Raw genomic sequence first — 18,507 nt, forward strand, 5'->3', positions numbered from 1 at the left:
GGGGCGTGCACTGACGCGTTGCCCACACCCTAACCGCCTGGTCGATTTCTCGCCATACCCCGTTTCACCTGCGGGAATCAGGTCCGCGCGCACGACGGGCGGGCCCGTCCACACCCGGCTTCAGGTGTGTACGGGCCCGCTTGTCGCGCGTGGCGTTCGCCGCGCCGGGACGGTCAGACGGTGGTCTTCGCCGACTCCTGGTCCTCGTCGGAGGGGGCCTCGTCGGTGATCTCACCGGCGTCGCGGGCCCGGACGTACTCCAGGAAGGAGTTCAGCTCGCGCTTGACGACCGGGGCGAGCAGGTACAGGCCGATGATGTTGATGACGGCGAGCATGAAGAGCACGGCGTCGGCCATGTCGATCAGGGTCTGCAGCGTCAGCAGGGCGCCGGCGACCGCGAACAGCGTGTAGAAGACCTTGAAGGTCACCTCGCTGGTCTTGCTGCGGCCGAACAGGTGCGTCCAGGCCTTCATGCAGTAGTAGCCCCAGGTCAGAACCGTGGAGATGGCGAACAGCATCACCGCGAGGGTGAGGATGTACGGGAACCAGGGCATGACCGTGGCGAAGGCGTCGGAGGTGATGGTGACGCCGCCGATGGACTCGCCCGCGCGGGCCTCGGCCCAGCTGGCCGGGTTGGCGATGACGATGGTGAGCGCGGTCATCGTGCAGATGACGACGGTGTCGATGAAGGGCTCCAGCAGGGCGACCAGGCCCTCGCTGGCGGGGTGCTTCGTCTTCACCGCGGAGTGCGCGATCGGGGCGGAGCCGAGGCCCGCCTCGTTGGAGAACGCGGCCCGCTTGAAACCGATGATCAGCGCGCCGAGGACACCGCCGGCGACACCCTGCGGGTTGAAGGCGCCCTCGATGATCGTGGTGAGCGCGGCGGGGACCGCCGTGATGTGCACAAGGATGACGACCAGGCAGGCGGCGATGTAGATGCCGGCCATCGCGGGGACGAGCCTGCTGGTCACGGTGGCGATGGAGCGGATGCCGCCGAGCAGGACGATGCCGACGAGCGCGGCGACCAGGATGCCGAAGAACAGCGCGCCGGCGGACGAGCCCATCAGGCCGTCCTCGCCGCCGGTGACGGAGACGAGCTGGGCGTAGGACTGGTTGACCTGGAAGAGGTTGCCGCCGAACAGGCCGAAGAACAGGACCATGAAGGAGGCGAGCACGGCGAGGACCTTGCCGAGGCTCTTGCCGTTCTTGCCGAAGCGCTCGGCCAGACCCTTGGGCAGGTAGTGCATCGGGCCGCCGGATACGGTGCCGTCGGCGTGCACCTCGCGGTACTTCACACCGAGGGTGACCTCGACGAACTTGGTGGCCATGCCGAGCAGGCCGCACAGGATCATCCAGAACGTCGCGCCGGGGCCGCCGATGGAGACGGCCACCGCCACACCCGCGATGTTGCCGAGTCCCACGGTGCCGGAGACGGCGGCGGTCAGCGCCTGGAAGTGGTTGACCTCGCCGGCCGAACCCTTCTCGTCGTACTTCCCGCGGACCACGTCGACGGCGAGTTTGAACTTGCGGATCTGCACAAGTCCGAACCAGGCGGAGAAGACGAGGCCGGCGACGACCAGCCAGGCGACGATGAGGGGGAGTTCCGTACCACCGACGGGCACGGAGTAGAAGACGACCTCGCCGAGCCAGGTGGCGATGGGCTCGAAGAGTCCGCTGACGGCTTCGTCGACGGAAGTGGTGATGGAGTCGAGTGACACGGTGGGCTACCTCGATGGCGCAGGTACCGACGCAGAGGAGGTTGCGCCGGGAAGATGTGCGGTCTTTGAGCGAACGCCGTTGTCCGATCGGCGACCCTGGGGCCGCGCTCCGCGGACTCGGAACGTGATCACCCTGGTCGTGCTGCCGGTGCTTGCCGGCACTCCACGTGGTGGCGGTGGGTGGTGCTACCTGCGGAGTTGCGTAGTTCTACCACGGCAGCCGCGTCCTGTTGAGTGATGCAGATCACATAACCGGGAGTAGTCTTCGAAAATCACAGCGAACGAAACAAGACCGTTATGTGGCGAGGAAGATCCGTTCAACGGACATCTATGTCCGGATGGTGAACATCAACGTGACCCTCCGTCACCACGGCGCTTGCTCGGACCCTCCATGGCCGCCCCGCGGAGGCCGGCCGAAAGCGCCCGCCCGGCGCCGCGCCCACCGCGCCACGGCCGCGAGAAGCAGAGGCGCAGGCAGGTCATACGGAACGCGTCTCGCCGCTGCGGTCGGCGTACGCCCGCGCCACGCTCCCCTCCAGGGCGGTCAGGACCCGGCAGTGCAGGTCGTGTACCGCCTCCGCGTCCGCCGCTGACACCGCAGGGGACACGGCGTCCCGTACGGTGCCGGCCGCGCGCCGGACCTCGTCCGCGCGCCCGGCGTCCTCGTGCACCACGACGGCGAGGTCCCGCAGCATGCGCAGGAGGGCGACGAGGACGGTCGGCTCGGCGGCGGCGAACCGTCCGAGCTGCCCGCAGGCCAGGTCCAGGTAGTAGCGCAGGTCCCGGTCCGGGACGATGGCGCGGGGCTCGCCCTGCGCGTCCAGGTGAAGCGTCGGGCCGAGACGGCGGTCCGCGAGCCGCACCAGCAGGTCGGCCATGTGCCCCACGGCGGCGGTCGCCGTCACGGGGTCGTTGATGCCGGGCGACATGGCCTTGACCGCGATGTCCTCCAGCTGCCGGAACCCGAAGGCGACGTCCTGGTCGAGGGTCCGTTCGTACGCGATCGTGACGGCCTCGTGCACCGCGTCGGCGGTCCCGTCCGCGTCCGGTCGCGCGGGCGCGGCCCCCGGTTCGCGCGCCCAGACGGTGGCGAGCGGGGTGCGCGCGACGACCAGGTCCCCCGGGCGCGCGTCCAACCGCACCAGCACGTTGTGTGTGCGGGCGCACTCCACGAGGGCGCTGACGTCGACCAGCCGCACGAAACCGCTGCGTGACGCGTACACGGTCACGCCGGCGTCCTCGTCCAGGCACACCCGGTCGGGCGACAGGGGCCGCGGGTCCTCCAGCGCGGGGTAGAACATGCCGATCGCCGTGGCCGTCTCCTCGTGCACCGCCCGCATCATGGAGTCCACCCGCACCTCGCGCACGATGTGGGTGAGGTAGGCGAGTACCGCGGCGAGCGACGCCACGCCCAGCGCCATGGCGACCACCACCGCCGGCGCCGGGACGCGCCGCTCCGCGTCGAGGAACGCCAGCGTCGTGATCGAGAAGACGAACGTGCACGTCAGCACCGACAGCACCGTCTTGGTGGCGCGGTCGCGCGCGTAGCGCCGCAGCAGCCGAGGGGAGAACTGCTGCGACGCCAACTGGAGCGTCACCACCGTCAGGCTGAAGGTGAGGGTCGTGACGGTGACCGACGTGGTGACGACGGCCTGCAGCGCCGTGGACGCGGAGTCCACGTCCCCCGGCCACAGCGCGGCCCACGCGCTCCCCGCAACCGGCCGGATCCGCGCCAGCAGCAGCGCCACGCCGAACGCGGCGGCACCGGAGGCGGTGGGCCACCCCCACAACGGGCCCCGCGACCCCTCGGCGCGGGGGGTACGACCGATCGGCAGCGTCATCATCCTCCAGCCATACCCCACCGCCCCCGCCTCGTACGGCTGCGACGCGGCCCCGGCCGGACGCCCCGTGCCCCTCCGCGGGCGGACGGCGCCGGTGGGCCGGACCACCCGCCGGCAGTGCCCCGCCCCGCGGGTCGGCGGCCCCTCCGACCCAGCCGTCACCGCGCAGGTGGCCCCGCTACGATCCGGCCATGCCGCTGACCATGAAGGACGTGCAACGGTTCGAGGCCGCGAGGCCCCGTCTCCAGGCCATCGCCTACCGCCTCCTCGGCTCCGCCGGCGAGGCCGAGGACGCCGTGCAGGACACCTTCCTGCGCTGGCAGGCCGCCGACGTGGACCGCATCGAGGTCCCCGAGGCATGGCTGACGAAGGTGCTCACCAACCTGTGCCTCAACCAGCTCGCCTCGGCCCGCGCCCGCCGCGAGACCTACGTGGGCCAGTGGCTCCCCGAACCGCTCCTCGACGGCGACCCCATGCTCGGCCCCGCCGAGACCGCCGAGCAGCGCGAGTCCCTCTCGTACGCCGTCCTCACCCTCATGGAGCGGCTGTCCCCCCAGGAGCGCGCGGTGTACGTGCTGCGGACCGCCTTCGACTACCCGCACCGGGAGATCGCCCGGATCCTCGGTATCTCCGAGGCGGCCGGCCAGCAGCTCCTCCACCGTGCCAGGAAGCACCTCGCGGACGGCAGGTCCCGCGCCCCGATCGACGAGGCCGCCGCCCGGCGGGTCGTCGAGGAGTTCCTCGCGGCCGCCACCAGCGGGCGGACCGAGCCGCTCGTGAAGCTGCTCACCGCCGACGCCTTCTCGGTCGGCGACGGCGGCGGCAAGGTCCCGGCGCGGGCCAAGGTGATCGACGGCGCCCTGGCGGTCGCCTCGTTCATGCGGGGCCTGTTCAAGCCCGCGCGGTCCAAGCGCGCCATCGTCGGCGGTTCGCCCGGCATCCACGTCACGACCGCCAACGGCGGCCCCGCCGTCGTGGCCGTCCTCGACGGCCGGGTCGTCGGCGTCATGTGCCTGGAGGTCACCGAGGACGGCATCGCCGCCTTCCGCAACCAGGTCAACCCCGACAAGCTCCGGCGCGCCACCGAGCTGTGGGCGGCCGGCGACCACGGGCAGCCCTTCTTCCAGGCGTTCTGACCGCGCTACGGGGCGCTCCCCGCCCAGGGGTGCCCCCGCCCTCGGTGTGAGCCGGTTCACACCGCGTTCCTGTCAGCAAGCGGAGGGCCGCCCGGTTCAAGGGGTGTCATCACCCGACAGCAGACCGGGCCCGCAGACAGGAGCAGGAAAAATGCAGCACCGCATCGTCGTTCTCGGCGCCGGATACACGGGAGCCGTCGTAGCCGGCCGCCTCGCCAAGCGGCTCCACCGTGACGACGTCGCCCTCACCCTCGTCAACGCCGAGCCCGACTTCGTCGAGCGCGTCCGCCTGCACGAGCTGGCGGTCGGCCGCCGCCTGACGCCCCGGCCCCTCGGCGAGATGTTCACGGGCACCGGCGTCGAGTGCAGGATCGGCCGGGTCACCGCAATCGACGCCGACCGCAGGGCCGTCGCCGTCACCGACGCGGACGGCCGCGTCGAGGAGTTGGCGTACGACACCCTCGTGTACGCCCTCGGCAGCGGCTGGGACGACCGGGGCGTTCCCGGCGCCGCCGAGTACGCCCACGAGCTGGCGAGCCGGCCGGGAGCGCTCCGCCTGCGCGAGCGTCTGGCCGACCTGGGCGCCGGGCAGCCGGTGGTCGTCGTCGGCGGTGGCCTCACCGGCCTGGAGGCCGCCACGGAGATCGCCGAGGCCCGCCCCGACCTCTCCGTCGCCCTGGCCACCCGCGGCCGCCTCGGCGGCTGGCTCTCGGACAAGGGCCGCGGGCACGTGGGGAGGGTCTTCGGCAGGCTCGGCATCACCGTGCACGAGGACGCGCCCGTCACCCGGGTAGAGGCCGACCGCGTCACCACCGCCGACGGCCGTATCGTCCCCGCCGCGGTCACCGTGTGGACCGCCGGCTTCGCGGTCCACCCGGTCGCCGCGGCCACCACCCTGGAGGTCGACGACAGGGGCCGGATCGTGGTCGACGACACGCTGCGCTCGGTCTCCCACCCCGACGTGTACGCCGTCGGTGACGCGGCCCTGGCGGCGGGCCCCGGCGGCCAGCCGCTGCGCATGTCCTGCGCGTCCGGCACCCCCGCCGCGTGGAAGGCCGCCGACGCCATCGCGGCCCGCCTGACCGGAGGCAAGCTGCCGACCACGCACATCCGCTACTTCAACCAGTGCGTCTCCCTGGGCCGCGGCGACGGCCTGATCCAGTACGTCACCGCCGACGACCGGTCCGTCGACGCCGCCCTCACCGGCCGGCTCGCCGCCCTGTACAAGGAACTGGTCTGCAAGGGCGCGGCCTGGGGCGTCGCCCACCCCACCCTCGGCCTGCCCGCCCGCCGCCGCCGCGTCACCCGGGGCACCACCCGTACGGACCCGGCCGCCACCACGGCGCGGACGACGGCCTGACGCGAGCGGCCCTCCGTGCCGCACCCGGACGGCGTTGCCGTGGGCGCCGCCGATCGTTGGACGCATCAGCCGCGGGGTTCGCCGCGGCCGAGTCCGCGGCGCCGGTGAGCCGCCGTCCGCGTGCGGGCTGGTGCGCGTCGAGAGGTCGGAGTGTCCGGATGGGGTGTTGGCGCAGGAGGGTGCGGCGCGGTGTGCTGCGCACGCTGGTGCGGATGTACGCGGCGCTGCTGGTGCGGGGCCGGTTGTGGGACGGCGGGGCGGTGCCCCTGGTGGCCGGGCGCTACGGCCCCGAGGACGGACCGGCTCTGCCCCTCACGGTGCTGGGGGACTCCTCGGCCCTGACCGTGGGCGTGCTGGAGGGTCGGCACACCAACGGCGCGCGGCTCGCCGAGGACCTGGTCGCTGAGTCGGGGTGCGCGGTGGACCTGGACGTACCGGCCCGCGCCGGGGTGACGACGGCGGGCATGGCCCGCCAGGTCGCGGCCGTGGCCGCGCGCGGCGAGCGGGGGGTGGCCCTTATCCTGATCGGCGGCAACGACGTGATGCTGCCCGTGCCGCTGCGCCGGTCGGCGGCCCGACTGGGCCACTACGTCCGCGTCCTGCGCGCGTCCGGCTGGGAGGTGGTGGTCGGCGCGTGCGCGGACATCGGCGCGGCCCCTGCCCTGCGCCGGGCGGCACGTGGACCGGCGAGCCGCCGTTCGCGGGCACTGGCCCGCCGCCAGACAGCGGCCGCGCTGGGGGCCGGGGCGGTGGTGGTGTCGCTCACCGCGGAGGAGTTCCGCCGCCGGCCGGAAGACCTGTACTGCCCGGACGGCTTCCACCCGAACGCGGCGGGCTACCTGCTGTACGAGAAGCGGGCCCTGGTGGCGGTGGCGGCGGCCGGGCGCGTGGCCGCCGGCACACGGCGGGAGCTCGACGGGCGGCCGGACGCGGTGTTCCCCGACGAGTGGGAGGCCGCCCGGAACGTCACGAGCGAGCCGGGGGCCTGCTTCATCCCCGCGCAGGCCGGCGGCCCGGTGAGCCTGCACCGGTACCGGCCACGGCGGGACGTGCCCGCGCCCGGCCCGGCCCTGGTGCCGACCGCGTCGTGACCGGCGGCCGGGCGGCGTCCCGCCACCCGCGGGTCACGGCTGCCGCGCGTCCCGCAGTGGCGCGGTCAGCCGTACCGAGCCGGGAACAACCGTGATCGCGGCCCCGACGGGGCCCTCGCTCAGGTAGCGGTGGTCGACCGTGTCGAACACCACGCCCAGCCGGTGCCCCGCGGGGACGTCCCACGCCGTCGCCGGCAGGCGCACGGCGAACCGGAGCTCGGTGCCCGGCCGCCGGCCGGTGAAGGTGTACGGGGCGTGCGTCAGCAGCCGGGCCTCGCCCGTGGGGGCGATGTCGTACAGGTGGGCCACGACCGTCCCCTCGGGGCCGTCCGGCACCAGCACGCCCCGGACGAGTGCGTGCCCGCGCAGGGCCACCGTCCGTCGCGACGGCGGGCTGGTGTACGGGGCGGCGGTCGGCGGCGCCAGGATCGGCCAGGAAGTCACCGGCGCCACCCCCGCGGCGTCGAGGGGCCCCGCGACCGGGAAGGGGCCGGATTCGGCGGCCGAAGGCAGCCCGGTGACCAGGCGGCCGCCGCCGCGCCCCCCGTCGAGGGGCACCGCCCGCTCCGCCTCCCGCAGCGCGGCCCACCCGGGGTACTCCTCCAGAGGCCCGCCGGTGCGCGGCTGCAGCACCACCGCCGGCCAACGCCGCCCCCGGTCGCGTCCGTGGTCGCGCACGTACCGGTCGAGCCAGGCCACGGCCGCCTCCCACGCGTCGGGCCGGTCCACCAGCCCCGTCCCGGCGGTGTGACTGTCGGCGTGCCCGCCGCGGTACATGCGCAGCTGGCCGGGACCCGTCAACCGGTCGGCGAAGGCGCCCGTCTGGCCGGCGGGGACGATCGGGTCGTCCCATTCGCCCACCAGGAACACCGCTGTGCGGCGCCGGTTCAGGCCGGTCACATGGGATGCGGGCGACCGCTCCCGGACCCACGCCCCCGGATCCTCCGCCCTCTCGGACACCGCCGCGTCGAACGCCGCCTCCACCTCCGGCCCGTAGCGGCCGTCGACCCTGCCGAACAGTTCCTGGAACCGCACGACACCGGCAGCCCGCGTGCCGTTGATCCGGTAGCCCCCGGCCAACTCCGTCCACGACGACAGCGACACGACCGCCCTGAACCGACCGTCGTGCGCGGCGGCGTTCAAGGCGATGGCCCCGCCGTAGGAGGTCCCCAGAACACCGACGCGCCCGGCGTCCGCGGACGTGTGCGCCAGCGCCCAGCTCAGGACGCTCGACGCGTCCGCGACGTCGGCGGGCCCCGCCAGGTCCGCCTGCCCACCCGACCGGCGGAATCCGCGCGGATCGTAGGCCACCACCACGTACCCCGCCCGCGCCAGCGCCCGGTAGCGCCGCACCAGCGTCACGTGGTCGAGCGGCAGGCGGATCCACGGGCCGGGCACGACCACCAGCGGGTGCGGCCCGCGCCCGGACGGCTCGTACACCGTCGCCGCCAACCGGGTGCCGTCCGAGGCCGGCACCGCGGCGTCCCGTACCGACACCCGCCGCTCCCCATCCGCGTCCCCCGTGGCCGGTGCGTCGAGGAGGCTCGCGGGCGTTCCCGCGGCGGGGACGGGGCCGACGGCGCAGGCGAGGGCCGCGACCGCGGCCACCGCCCCCGCCCTCGGCCTGCCCCCGCGAAGGAAGCGGATCAACGGGCGCTCATCGGGCGGTCGGCGAGCGCCTTCTCCACCACCTCCGCCGCGGCGACCGCACCGCCGGCCGCCTCGATCTGCCGCCGCATCGCCGCCAGCGAGGCGGCGACGCCCGCGTCGCGGGCCACCGCGGCCACCGCCTCCCGCAGTGCCTGCGCGGTCGCCTCCTCCCTGGGCAGGTGCACACCCAGGCCCAACTCCGCGACCTGCGCGGCGTTCACCCGCTGCTCCGCCATCTGCGGCACCACCACCATCGGCACCCCCACCGACAGAGCCTCCATGACGCTGCCCATGCCGCCGTGGGTGACGAACACCGAAGCCGCCGCCAGCACGTCCATCTGCGGGACGTGTGCGTGCACCTCGACCCCGTCCGGCAGCGGGCCGAGCCCGGCGGCGGCGACCTCCGGGCCGACGCTCAGCACGACGTGCCGGCCCTGGCCCGCCAGAGCCTCGACGCACGCCCGGTAGAAGTCCGGCCGCCGGTTGAACTGCGAACCCAGCGACACGTACACCACGGACCCGGCCCCCGCCGGAGCCCGCCACGACCCCTGGAAGGAGCGGTCGCCGATCAGGGGCCCCACCCAGTGCGCCTCGCCCGCCTGCACCGTCCGCGCCCGGCGCTGGAAGCTCTCGGGGAAGAAGGCGATGCACCGCGGCGGCGCGAGGGTCAGGGCGTGCACCCCGCCGACCACACCGAAGCTCTCCAGCGCCTGCGCGAGCTGCGGGAAGCCGGGGATGGCGGAGATGTCGTCCAACCCGAAGAACTCCCGCACCAACCCGTCGTAGGGGATGTGCGTCGGCGCCAGCTGCACCACCGGCACCCCCCACCGCGCGGCCAGCAGCGGGCCGGTCCACGCGTACACGTCGTACAGCACGACGTCCGGACGATCGTCCGCGTACGCCTGCTCCAGCTGCGGCAGCGCCCCCAAGTTGACGCCGAGCACCCGTGTGACGCCCTGCGCCATGTCCTCAGGGGCCTCGTCCTGGGGCGGCACGTCGTACAACACGGGTTCGGCCCCCACCGCACGCACCTGCGAGGCGAACTCGGCCGTCACCGCGTACGTCACCCGGTGCCCGCGCTCCACCAACTCCCGCACCAGTCCCAGGGTCGGCACCACGTGGCCGGCCATCGGCACGTTGAACACCGCCACATGCGCCCCGCAGGGGCGGAAGACGTCCGGCTTCTCCATCACACACATCCCATCGCTCAACGGAAGACCACTTCACCCCCTCAACGGGACACGGCAGGCCGGGAGACGCCCGCACGACGAGATCACCCATTCGAGCGCCCATGCCCCCGACCACCACGGTCCCCCCGCAGCAAAGGACCGCGAGCCGCCCCGAGCACACCCGATCAGTCGGCTCGGACTCAACCCCTTCACCGAAGCGGTCACCGATGAGGCGGGTACGTCGCACCACCTCGCGTGGCGACCGGGGCTCCACCGGGTGGAGGGCCCGCACCGCACCCCTCTCGACCCGCCTCGAAAGACGGCATCCCCGGCCGACCGAGGTCCGCGCCCGCCGACGGCGGTCGGAGGGGCCGTGGCGGGTCGCCCCCGCAGGGGTCGGCGGCGTCACCGGGGTGACTTCTCCCGTACCCGAGGCCGCCGACCCCGAGGAGGTGACCCGGCGCGGCCCCGACCCCACCCACCGGCCCCGGGCGCCCACGCGACGCCGCAGCAGCACCACGGCAGCGGACGTTCACCCCCGGCCGCCGCCGGCCGACGGGGCGACATACCAGAGCAGCCGTGCGACGCGCCCGTCGGCCGTCGTCCAGTCGCCCGCGGAACTGCCGACCCGGGACCACCCGGCGCGTTCGTAGAGCCTGATGGCGGAGGTGGCGCCGGCTTCGACCTCCAGTACGGGCGTGCGCCCCCGGTCCGCCGCCACCCGCGTCGCCTCGTCCAACAACCGTGCCGCCACGCCGCGCCGGCGGGCGCGGAGGTCGACGAAGAGCCGCGCGACCCCCACCAGGCGCCGGGCGGGCAGCCCCACCGCGACCGGCGGCGCTTCCATGGGGCGGGTGAGCGCCATGTGCCCAAGGACGTCCCCGCCGTCCACGGCCACCCACGCTCCCAGCAGGCCCGGGGGCGTCAGCCAGCCCTCGGGATCGACGGGCCAGTCCACCGGGTACCGGTCGGCCGCGTGGACGGTGGCGAGGGCCGCGACGCAGCCCGGTATGTCGTCGTCGCCGCGGGGACGTATGGTCAGTTCGCTCATCTCCGGATCCTGACACTCCGACAGGACCGGCGACGCACCCGCCCTCCCGCGCAGCGGGAGGCCGTCAGCCGTAGCTGCGTCGGCAGAGCGCCACGATCGACGGGTCGACGGTGCCGTGGGCCGCCGTGCACAACTCGCGCATCGGGACGCTGCTGCGCGGCTCGGGCCGGCTGCGGGGCAGCGGATCCCGCGGGGCTTCGGGCTTCACCCGTGCGGGCTGCGGAAGGGGCGCCGCCTGCCGCGGCGCCGGGACGCCCGCCTCCTGGGGCTGCGGTCGCCGGGCGCGGCCCGGCGGCGGGGCGGGTTCGTCGCTCGGGCCGGCCTTCCGGCCGGGGAGGGCCGCGGGGCGCGGGCCGGTTCCGGCGAGTTCCTCGCGCGCGGCGGCCGGGGCGGGGGCGGGAACCGGTGGCATCGGCGCGGGAGCGCCGTCGGGGGCGGGGACCTCCGCGAGGACCGGCGGTGCGGGGCGGTCGGACTGGACCGAGGTGCAGCCCGCGAGCGTGAGCGTGGCCGCGGCCAGAGTGGTGGCGACCCGGTAGACGTGCATACGGCCACCATGCCCGACCGCGGCGACGACACGGGGGCAACGCGCGCTCGGGTAACCGTCACGAGTGCCGCAGCGCTGCCGGAGCCCACCGACCGCCCCACCGCGGCGGAGGCGGGGCGACCACGCGCCCACACCGCGGCTTCGAACCCCGGCCCGGGTGGCAGCAGGCCCTCTGGCGTCGCCACGGAGGCTGCGGCACCATCTGGATGCCGCACCTGCTCGCGCACCGCCCGCAACGCCCGCACCGTCACCCGCACCCGTGCACGCACCCCGAACCGCGTCCATATCGGAACTGCGCCCGCACTCACCCCCACCCCACCCCACCCCACCCGCATCCGCATCCGCATCCGCATCCGCAGGAGGAACCCATGCGGCTCCGCTCCGTGCTCACTGCCCTGGCCCTGGTCGTGGGGGCGCTCCTCGCCCCGGGGTTCGGTGTCGTCGGCGGCGCCACCGACGCCCACGCGGTCACCAAGATCAGCCATGCCACCGCGACCTCGATGTTCCGGTCGTCCGGCATCACGTGGTCGTCGTCCGGCGGCTGCTCCGACCGCAACAAGCCCACCTGTACGTCGTTCGAGCAGCTCAACCTGGCCACCGCCAAGGGCGCCCAGACGCTGAAGAGCGCCAGCGGCTGCGCCCTCAACATCACCGGCGGCACGGAGACCGGTCACGCCGGCGGCACCTACTCGCACTGGAACGGCTACAAGCTCGACTACAGCAAGTACACGTGCGTCGGGAACTACATCAAGAACACGTTCACCTACATCGGCACCCGCCCGGGCGACGGCGCACCGCAGTGGAGGTCCGCCTCCGGCAACGTCTACGCCGACGAGGGCAACCACTGGGACGTGACGTACCACAACTGCGGCGGCTGCTGACGGGCACCGCCCCGCGTCCCGGCCCAGCCACCCACCCACCCTCCGCCCGCCCCGGTGGCGAAAAAGGACTGACAGATCGTCGCCGTGCCGCCTACGCTGCCCGCGATGACGAACTTCTCCTCGTACGGATGGGAGGAATCGTCCGCGCAAGGTGAGTGCTGATGGCACCTCACTCCGCGAACGCGATTCCCACCCGCCTCCTGATGTGGCAGCGCGTGCGTCAGTACGCCGTTCCACCGTCCATGATCGAGACCGCGACCGCACGGCGTGCGGTCGGTGACTGGGCGGGGGCCTGCGCCGCCGCCCGGATCGACGTCGACCTCGATCTGCGCGCCGTGCGCGACCGCCACGGCACCGACCTAGCCACGCGCCTCCGCGCCGACCTGCGCCGGCTGGCGCCGGACCTGCTGCGCTGGCACATGCCTCGGATCGCCCCCGACGGGCGGCTGCGGCCCGGCCTCACGCTCTGCCTGGCCCGCTACGGCGGTTCCGGTGCCGTGGCACCGCAGCTGGTGGTGCGCACCCCGCCCGCCTGGGCGGACGCCGGGCAGCGGATGTCGCTCGCCCTGTGGCACGGCTCCGGAGGCCGCGCCACCGGGCAACACCCGCACCCGCACCCGCATCCCGACCGGCGCTTCCGGCTCGACCTGCACCGGCACCTCTGGGACGCGGCGCGGAGCGGCGACCTGCCCCGGCGGTGCGGCGCCACAGCGGCACCGTCCGGGGCGCCGCCCGATCGGGCCACCACCCACGGCGACTCGTGGGCGGTGGCCCGGTGGGCCGCCGAGGCGGAGCGCCTGCTGCGGGCGGAGGGGCGCCCCCGAGGGGCCTTCACCGTGCGGCTCGGTGCGCGGAGCCGCGCCGTACTCGAACTCGCCGCACCCGACGACAGCCACGCCCCGACGTGCCGGCCCCTGCCAGGGGCACTGCCGCCGCAGCGGGCCGCAGCGCTCCCGGTGCTCCCGGAGGCGGCGGCCCGGGTCCTGCCGGACCTGGAACTGCTGCGGGCCGGGCTGATCGCGCCCGACGGGCTGCACCCGCTCGTCGCCGCGGTGCTCGCCCCGGCCGGCCCGCCGACGCCGTACGCCCGGGCGGCGGCGTACGGCTGGCCGGCGGCCGGTGCCGCCCGACCTGCCGACCCCCACCGGGTGGAGTGCCGGGGCGAAGTCCACCGGATCGCGCTGCGGGACGGGGTGCTGACGGCGATCGACCACGACCCGGCCCAGTTGCGGCGGGAGGGCCTGCTGGTCGCGCTCGGCGGCCCCGCCCTGCCCTGCCTGCGGGCGATCGACGCGGTGCACCGCGACCCGCAGGCCCTGCCCGCGGTACGGGAACGGCTCAGCCACGGCGATGTCGCCGGGGCCCTGGACGTGGTCGAAGGGCTGCTCGGGCCGAAGGCGGTCCTCCGCGACGGGCCGCTGCGCGAGGAACTGGAGTCCGCCGCGGCCCGACGCGTCCACCACGGGCTCTTCCGCTCGGGGCTGGTCTCCGAGCACCCCGCGGCCGCCGGCGCCGGCCACACGGAAGCGGGACACGCGGAACCACACCACCGCCCCCGTGTCGACCGCCGTACGCCGCTCCCGCTGCGCCTCAAGCGGAGCAGCCGGACCCGACCCCGTACCGGCCTGGCCGGCTGACCGGCCACCCACCGACCCCCATCCTCTGAGCCCGACCGAACCCGGCGGCGCCACCCCACGGGCCCGCACGCCCCCACGACGTCCGGGACGGGCCGCCCGTCCCTCCCCGTACAAGCCCGACCCGACACCGCACACAGGTGATGCCCATGACTTCCCACACCCTCCTGCCCGAGCCGACCCGGCACCCCGAATCGCCCGGCCCCGACACATCCGGCCCCGACACACGCACCACCGACATACCCGGCCCTGGCACACCCGGCCCCGACACACTCACCACCGACGCGCCCGGCCCCGGTACGCGACTCGCGCCGGCCGAAGAACTCCTGACCCTCCTGCGGACGACCACCACAGAACCGCGCCCCGACGAGCAGCTCGAAGCGCTCACCCTGGCCGTCGCGGCCGACCTCCCCGTCCTGCTCTGGGGCGAGCCGGGCATAGGCAAGACCGCGGCGCTGACCCAGCTCGCCGCCTCCCTCGACCTGCCGCTCACCACCGTCATCGCCAGCGTCCACGAGCCGTCCGACTTCTCCGGGCTGCCCATCGTGGGCGACGATCCGGCCGTGCAGGGGGTACCGATGGCACCACCCCAGTGGGCCGTTCGACTCGTGCGGGCCGGGCGGGGGCTGCTCTTCCTCGACGAGCTGTCCACCGCCACCCCGGCCGTCCAGGCCGCCCTGCTGCGGGTCGTCCTGGAGCGGAAGGTCGGTGCGCTCCGCCTGCCCCCGGGCGTACGCGTCGTCGCCGCCGCCAACCCGCGCGCCTCGGCGGCGGACGGCTGGGAACTGAGCCCGCCGCTGGCCAACCGCTTCGTCCACCTGCACCGGGTGCACGACCGCGAGGTGGTGGTGCGGGGCCTGGGCGGGGTCTGGCCCCGTGCGCAGCTGCCCCAGGTGGACCCGTCGCGGTTCCCCGAGGCCGTCGCTCTGGCCCGGCGGGCGGTCTGCGGCTTCCTGAAGGCCCGGCCGACGTTGATCCACCGGCTGCCGAGCAGCGAGACACGGCGCGGCGGAGCGTGGCCCTCGCCCCGGAGCTGGGAGGCCGCGGTGACCCTGCTGGCCTTCGGCACGGCGGCCTCCGTCTCCCGGGACGTGCTGGCGCTGCTGGTACGGGGCGCCGTGGGGGACGGGCCGGGGCTCGAACTCCTCGCGCACCTGGACCGCATGGACCTTCCCGACCCGGAGACGCTGCTGGCCGACCCGGCCTCCGCGGAACTGCCGGAACGGGGCGACCTGCGCCAGGCCGCGCTGGAAGCGGTGGTGGCCGCCGTCGGGGCGCGTCCGGAGCGGGAGCGGTGGGAGGCGGCCTGGGCGGTGCTGGTCCGGGCGCTGGAGACCGGAGCCCCCGACCTCCTGGTCGCCCGGCGTCGGCGCTGGCCGGGGTGCGGCGCGACGACTGGGAGGTGCCGGAGGCGGTGGAGCGGCTGACCGGCGTGATCGGACTCGCCCGGCGAGCCGACCGGTCGGTGGGGAAGGTCGCGGCGGCGGCCGGCGCCCGGCGGGCGGCGGGGGCGCGCCGGTGACGGGGCCCGTACGACGGCCGGGGCCGCGCCCCCTGCCGCGGCCGACGCCCCGGCCCGCGCCGACGCCCCGGCCCGCGCCGCCGCGCCCTACGCGGGCCGGCCCGCCGGAGCCCCCGACCGGACGGCCCGCACCGGCCGACGGGCCCGGACTCGCGCTGGACACGGAGAAGCTCCTGGCCGCCCGGCTGCACGCGGTGAAGGTGCGCCCCTACCTGGCCGACGCGCTGTTCGCGCTGCACGTCGTGGAGGACCGGTCGGTGCCGACGATGGCGGTGGACGCGCACTGGCGCTGCTACGTGTCACCCGCCTTCGTGGCCCGCATGCCGCTGGAGGATCTGGCAGGCGTCTGGGTGCACGAGGTGTCCCACCTGCTCCGGGACCACCACGGGCGGGGTGAGAGGTACACGCGCGAACACGAGGAGCACGCGCCAGGCGCGCGGAGCGCCACGGGGGTCCCCCGGGCCGCGGGATGGGCGAGGCTGCGGCGGAACATCGCCGCCGACTTCGAGATCAACGACGACATCTACGGTGACGGTCTGCCGCGGCCCGCCGGAGTGGTGCTGCCCTCGCTGCTGGGGCTGCCCGAAGGGCTGCTGATGGAGGAGTACCTGCGCACCGCGTCGATGTCCGGGCTCACCGCCGAACTGGCCTGGCTGGACTGCGGCAGCGGCGCCGACGGGCAGGAACGGCCGTGGGAGCTGGGGCCCGAGGGAGCGCACGGGCTGAGCAGGCAGCAGCGGGACGCGGTCCGGTTCCGGGTCGCGCGGGGCATCCGGGGCCGGCCCGGCACCGCGCCGGAGGGCTGGCGCCGCTGGGCGGACGAGGCGTTCCACCCGCCGCAGCCCTGGCGGCAGCTGCTGGGCGCGGCGGTCCGGTCGGCGGCCGGGGCGCCGGGGGCGGGCGAGAACCACAGCTACCGGCGCCCGTCCCGCCGTTCGGCCGGGGTTCCCAGCGTGCTGCTGCCGAGCCTGCGCCGTACGCCGCCCCGGGTGTGCGTCGTGATCGACACCTCCGGGTCGGTGAGCGACGCCGAGCTGGGTGGCGCGCTGCTGGAGGTGGCGGCGATCTCCCGGGCGGTGAGCGGGCGGCGCGACCTGGTCTCGGTGATCTCCTGCGACGCGGCCGCCGGTGTCGCCGTCCCGCTCTGCCGCGCCGAGAGCATCGAGCTGGTCGGCGGCGGGGGAACGGACCTGCGCTCCGGCTTCGCCCGGGCGCTCCGCTCCCGTCCCCGACCGGACGTGATCGTCGCCCTGACGGACGGCCAGACGCCCTGGCCGTCCGCGCCGCCTCCCTGCCGCACCGTCGTCGGCCTGTTCCCCCGCCCGCCCGGCCCGACCGACGAGGAGGGCCCCGCCCACGTCCCGGGAGCTCCGCCGCCCTGGGCCCGCGTCGTCCCCATCGGCTGAGAGCCCGGCCGCCCGGCCACAAGGCGCCCGGCCACAAGGCGCCCGGCCACAAGGCGCCCGGCCACAAGGCGCCCGGCTACAAGGCGCCCGGCCACGGGCCGACCGTCCGGCAGGCCGACCGTCCGGCTACGACCCCACCGACAGCGTGAAGCGGCGGGGGTTGCCGTCGTGCGCGGCGCCCGAGACGTCCGGACGGCCGTCCGGACGGACGTCGTCGTAGGGGAAGGCGTAACCGATCGGCGTGTTGGCGTGGACGACGCGCGAGTAGTGGTTGGTGGACGGGTCGCGGTAGTAATCCGAGGGGGCCGGGCCGTTCGGCTGGTCGGGGTGGGTGAGCAGGGTCGTCCGGTTGAAGCCGGCGGCGAGGCGGGCGAGCAGTGCCTTGCGGTCGTCGGAGTCGCCGGGGTTGTTGGTGAACGGGCCGTGGTTGCAGGTGAAGACGTCCCTGGAGGTGGGGCGGGTGAAGGTGTGGCCACCGGTGAAGGTGAGGACGTCCCCGTTCACCCGGCCCACCCGCACGCCACGCCCGCCCTGGAGGTCGATCCGGAGGTCGGTGGTGCGGTACTTCTGCCACACGCGGTCGATGTAGCCGGTGAGGGCGTTGCGGAAGGGCATCTGGTCGGGGCGGTCGAAGTACGGCGCCATGAGGTTCTGCGGGGAGATCACCCGCAGCACCGAGCCGTTCGCGCCGCGGATGACCAGCTTGTCCCACGGCTGGCCGTCCCGCGCGGCCTGGGCGACGAGCCCGTCCGCGATCCGCTGGAGGGCGCCGGCCGGCAGCGGGGCGACGGTGTGCGTGGCGTCGCCGGTGAGGGTCAGCCCGATGGGCAGGGCCGTCACGAGGTCGACGTAGCTGAGGTTGGCGTACAACTGCTGCGGGTTGAACGTGAACTCGGCGAAGGACCAGACTCGGCCGTAGTTGGGGTCGGCGGAGGTCGCGAAGGCCGGTTCGACGAGGGCGGGGCCGGGGTTGAGGAAGAAGTCGAGCCGGCCGTCGCGGACGAAGTACACCCGGGCGCCGAACATCTGCGGCAGCGTCAGGACGACCGGGCCGGCGCCCGCCGGGCGGAGCGGTATCGCGCAGTCGACGGGCAGGGGAGTCATCGGGGCGGCGGGGGACTCCGGGCGGTGGACGCCGCCGCCGGGGCGCAGCAGCACCCAGCGGCCGGTGCCTTGCTCGCGGCCGGTCACATAGGCGTGGACGGTACCCGGCAGGGAGCGGTTCTCCAGGGCGAGTTCGCAGGTCGCGGGAGCGGCGGACGCGGTCGCGCCACCGCGCAGCCCGAGGGCGGCGGCCGTGGCGGCGACGGCGGTGCCGGTGAGCAGGGCGCGGCGGGAGAGCGAGCGGGAGGACGTGGGGGACGCCATGCGTACGCTCCTGAGGAGTGGGGGAGGTGGGTGCCGCTCACTTTCGGGCCGCCGCGGGGAGGCGTCAAGAGTTGTGACTGAGAGCGCTCTCAGTTTCATCTTTCCTTCACGACTCGGCAGCCGGGGCCGGCGG

13 protein-coding genes and 1 pseudogene are annotated in these 18,507 nt (G+C 75.0%); 7 read left to right on the forward strand and 7 right to left on the reverse strand.

Going from position 1 to position 18,507, the window contains the following annotated elements:
* Positions 1 to 173: 173 nt before the first annotated feature.
* Together LPA54_RS01200 and LPA54_RS01205 are read right to left on the reverse strand one after the other, a co-directional pair.
* Complete coding sequence (locus LPA54_RS01200; protein ID WP_228973149.1) at positions 174 to 1,718, reverse strand: sodium:alanine symporter family protein; 1,545 nt, start codon at positions 1,716 to 1,718, stop codon at positions 174 to 176.
* Between the two features lie 479 nt (positions 1,719 to 2,197).
* The gene (locus tag LPA54_RS01205) at positions 2,198 to 3,562 is read right to left on the reverse strand and encodes a DUF2254 domain-containing protein (RefSeq protein ID WP_228973150.1); all 1,365 of its coding nucleotides are present in this window, start codon (positions 3,560 to 3,562) and stop codon (positions 2,198 to 2,200) included.
* A 188-nt stretch (positions 3,563 to 3,750) separates the two neighbouring features.
* On the opposite strand from LPA54_RS01205, the gene LPA54_RS01210 reads away from it, so the two are divergent.
* From LPA54_RS01210 to LPA54_RS01220, 3 genes are all read left to right on the forward strand, one after another.
* Positions 3,751 to 4,695 carry an RNA polymerase sigma-70 factor gene (locus tag LPA54_RS01210; RefSeq protein WP_228973151.1) on the forward strand — a complete coding sequence of 315 codons (945 nt, stop codon included), beginning with the start codon at positions 3,751 to 3,753 and terminating at the stop codon, positions 4,693 to 4,695.
* Between the two features lie 151 nt (positions 4,696 to 4,846).
* Positions 4,847 to 6,055 (forward strand): NAD(P)/FAD-dependent oxidoreductase, encoded by a 1,209-nt coding sequence (locus LPA54_RS01215; protein ID WP_228973152.1) that lies wholly within the window; start codon positions 4,847 to 4,849, stop codon positions 6,053 to 6,055.
* A gap of 191 nt (positions 6,056 to 6,246) precedes the next feature.
* On the forward strand, positions 6,247 to 7,146 hold the full coding sequence (locus LPA54_RS01220; protein ID WP_228973153.1) for a GDSL-type esterase/lipase family protein: 900 nt from the start codon (positions 6,247 to 6,249) through the stop codon (positions 7,144 to 7,146).
* 33 nt (positions 7,147 to 7,179) lie between these two features.
* Here LPA54_RS01220 and LPA54_RS01225 read toward each other — a convergent pair whose 3' ends face one another.
* The 4 genes from LPA54_RS01225 to LPA54_RS01240 all read right to left on the reverse strand — a co-directional run bounded on the left by LPA54_RS01225 (position 7,180) and on the right by LPA54_RS01240 (position 11,563).
* Positions 7,180 to 8,754, reverse strand: coding sequence for a CocE/NonD family hydrolase (locus LPA54_RS01225; protein ID WP_228973154.1), 1,575 nt, complete (start codon positions 8,752 to 8,754; stop codon positions 7,180 to 7,182).
* 38 nt (positions 8,755 to 8,792) lie between these two features.
* The gene (locus LPA54_RS01230; protein ID WP_228973155.1) at positions 8,793 to 9,986 is read right to left on the reverse strand and encodes a macrolide family glycosyltransferase; all 1,194 of its coding nucleotides are present in this window, start codon (positions 9,984 to 9,986) and stop codon (positions 8,793 to 8,795) included.
* 511 nt (positions 9,987 to 10,497) lie between these two features.
* Positions 10,498 to 11,016 carry a GNAT family N-acetyltransferase gene (locus LPA54_RS01235; RefSeq protein ID WP_228973156.1) on the reverse strand — a complete coding sequence of 173 codons (519 nt, stop codon included), beginning with the start codon at positions 11,014 to 11,016 and terminating at the stop codon, positions 10,498 to 10,500.
* Between the two features lie 64 nt (positions 11,017 to 11,080).
* The gene (locus LPA54_RS01240; RefSeq protein ID WP_228973157.1) at positions 11,081 to 11,563 is read right to left on the reverse strand and encodes a hypothetical protein; all 483 of its coding nucleotides are present in this window, start codon (positions 11,561 to 11,563) and stop codon (positions 11,081 to 11,083) included.
* Positions 11,564 to 11,931: 368 nt separating this feature from the next.
* Here LPA54_RS01240 and LPA54_RS01245 point away from each other — a divergent pair, with 368 nt between their 5' ends.
* From LPA54_RS01245 to LPA54_RS01260, 4 genes and pseudogenes are all read left to right on the forward strand, one after another.
* Complete coding sequence (locus tag LPA54_RS01245; protein ID WP_228973158.1) at positions 11,932 to 12,444, forward strand: hypothetical protein; 513 nt, start codon at positions 11,932 to 11,934, stop codon at positions 12,442 to 12,444.
* Positions 12,445 to 12,605: 161 nt separating this feature from the next.
* Positions 12,606 to 14,081, forward strand: a complete 1,476-nt coding sequence (locus LPA54_RS01250) for a hypothetical protein (protein WP_228973159.1) — start codon at positions 12,606 to 12,608, stop codon at positions 14,079 to 14,081.
* A 323-nt stretch (positions 14,082 to 14,404) separates the two neighbouring features.
* Positions 14,405 to 15,600 (forward strand): annotated as a pseudogene (locus LPA54_RS01255) (AAA family ATPase).
* A 155-nt stretch (positions 15,601 to 15,755) separates the two neighbouring features.
* On the forward strand, positions 15,756 to 17,006 hold the full coding sequence (locus LPA54_RS01260; RefSeq protein WP_228973262.1) for a VWA-like domain-containing protein: 1,251 nt from the start codon (positions 15,756 to 15,758) through the stop codon (positions 17,004 to 17,006).
* Positions 17,007 to 17,132: 126 nt separating this feature from the next.
* Here the strand turns inward: LPA54_RS01260 and LPA54_RS01265 are convergent, their stop codons facing one another.
* On the reverse strand, positions 17,133 to 18,374 hold the full coding sequence (locus LPA54_RS01265; protein WP_228973160.1) for a glycoside hydrolase family 64 protein: 1,242 nt from the start codon (positions 18,372 to 18,374) through the stop codon (positions 17,133 to 17,135).
* Between the last annotated feature and the right edge of the window lie 133 nt (positions 18,375 to 18,507).

It is taken from the genome of Streptomyces sp. DH12 (assembly GCF_020873895.1).
In the GTDB taxonomy this organism is placed as follows: domain Bacteria; phylum Actinomycetota; class Actinomycetes; order Streptomycetales; family Streptomycetaceae; genus Streptomyces.

Bases quoted from the DNA above. Each gene is read 5' to 3' on its own strand.
- LPA54_RS01205 (WP_228973150.1), bottom strand. From the start codon at position 3,562: ATGATGACGCTGCCGATCGGTCGTACCCCCCGCGCCGAGGGGTCGCGG.
- LPA54_RS01210 (WP_228973151.1), top strand. From the start codon at position 3,751: ATGCCGCTGACCATGAAGGACGTGCAACGGTTCGAGGCCGCGAGGCCC.
- LPA54_RS01215 (WP_228973152.1), top strand. From the start codon at position 4,847: ATGCAGCACCGCATCGTCGTTCTCGGCGCCGGATACACGGGAGCCGTC.
- LPA54_RS01230 (WP_228973155.1), bottom strand. From the start codon at position 9,986: ATGGAGAAGCCGGACGTCTTCCGCCCCTGCGGGGCGCATGTGGCGGTG.
- LPA54_RS01235 (WP_228973156.1), bottom strand. From the start codon at position 11,016: ATGAGCGAACTGACCATACGTCCCCGCGGCGACGACGACATACCGGGC.
- LPA54_RS01240 (WP_228973157.1), bottom strand. From the start codon at position 11,563: ATGCACGTCTACCGGGTCGCCACCACTCTGGCCGCGGCCACGCTCACG.
- LPA54_RS01245 (WP_228973158.1), top strand. From the start codon at position 11,932: ATGCGGCTCCGCTCCGTGCTCACTGCCCTGGCCCTGGTCGTGGGGGCG.
- LPA54_RS01250 (WP_228973159.1), top strand. From the start codon at position 12,606: ATGGCACCTCACTCCGCGAACGCGATTCCCACCCGCCTCCTGATGTGG.
- LPA54_RS01265 (WP_228973160.1), bottom strand. From the start codon at position 18,374: ATGGCGTCCCCCACGTCCTCCCGCTCGCTCTCCCGCCGCGCCCTGCTC.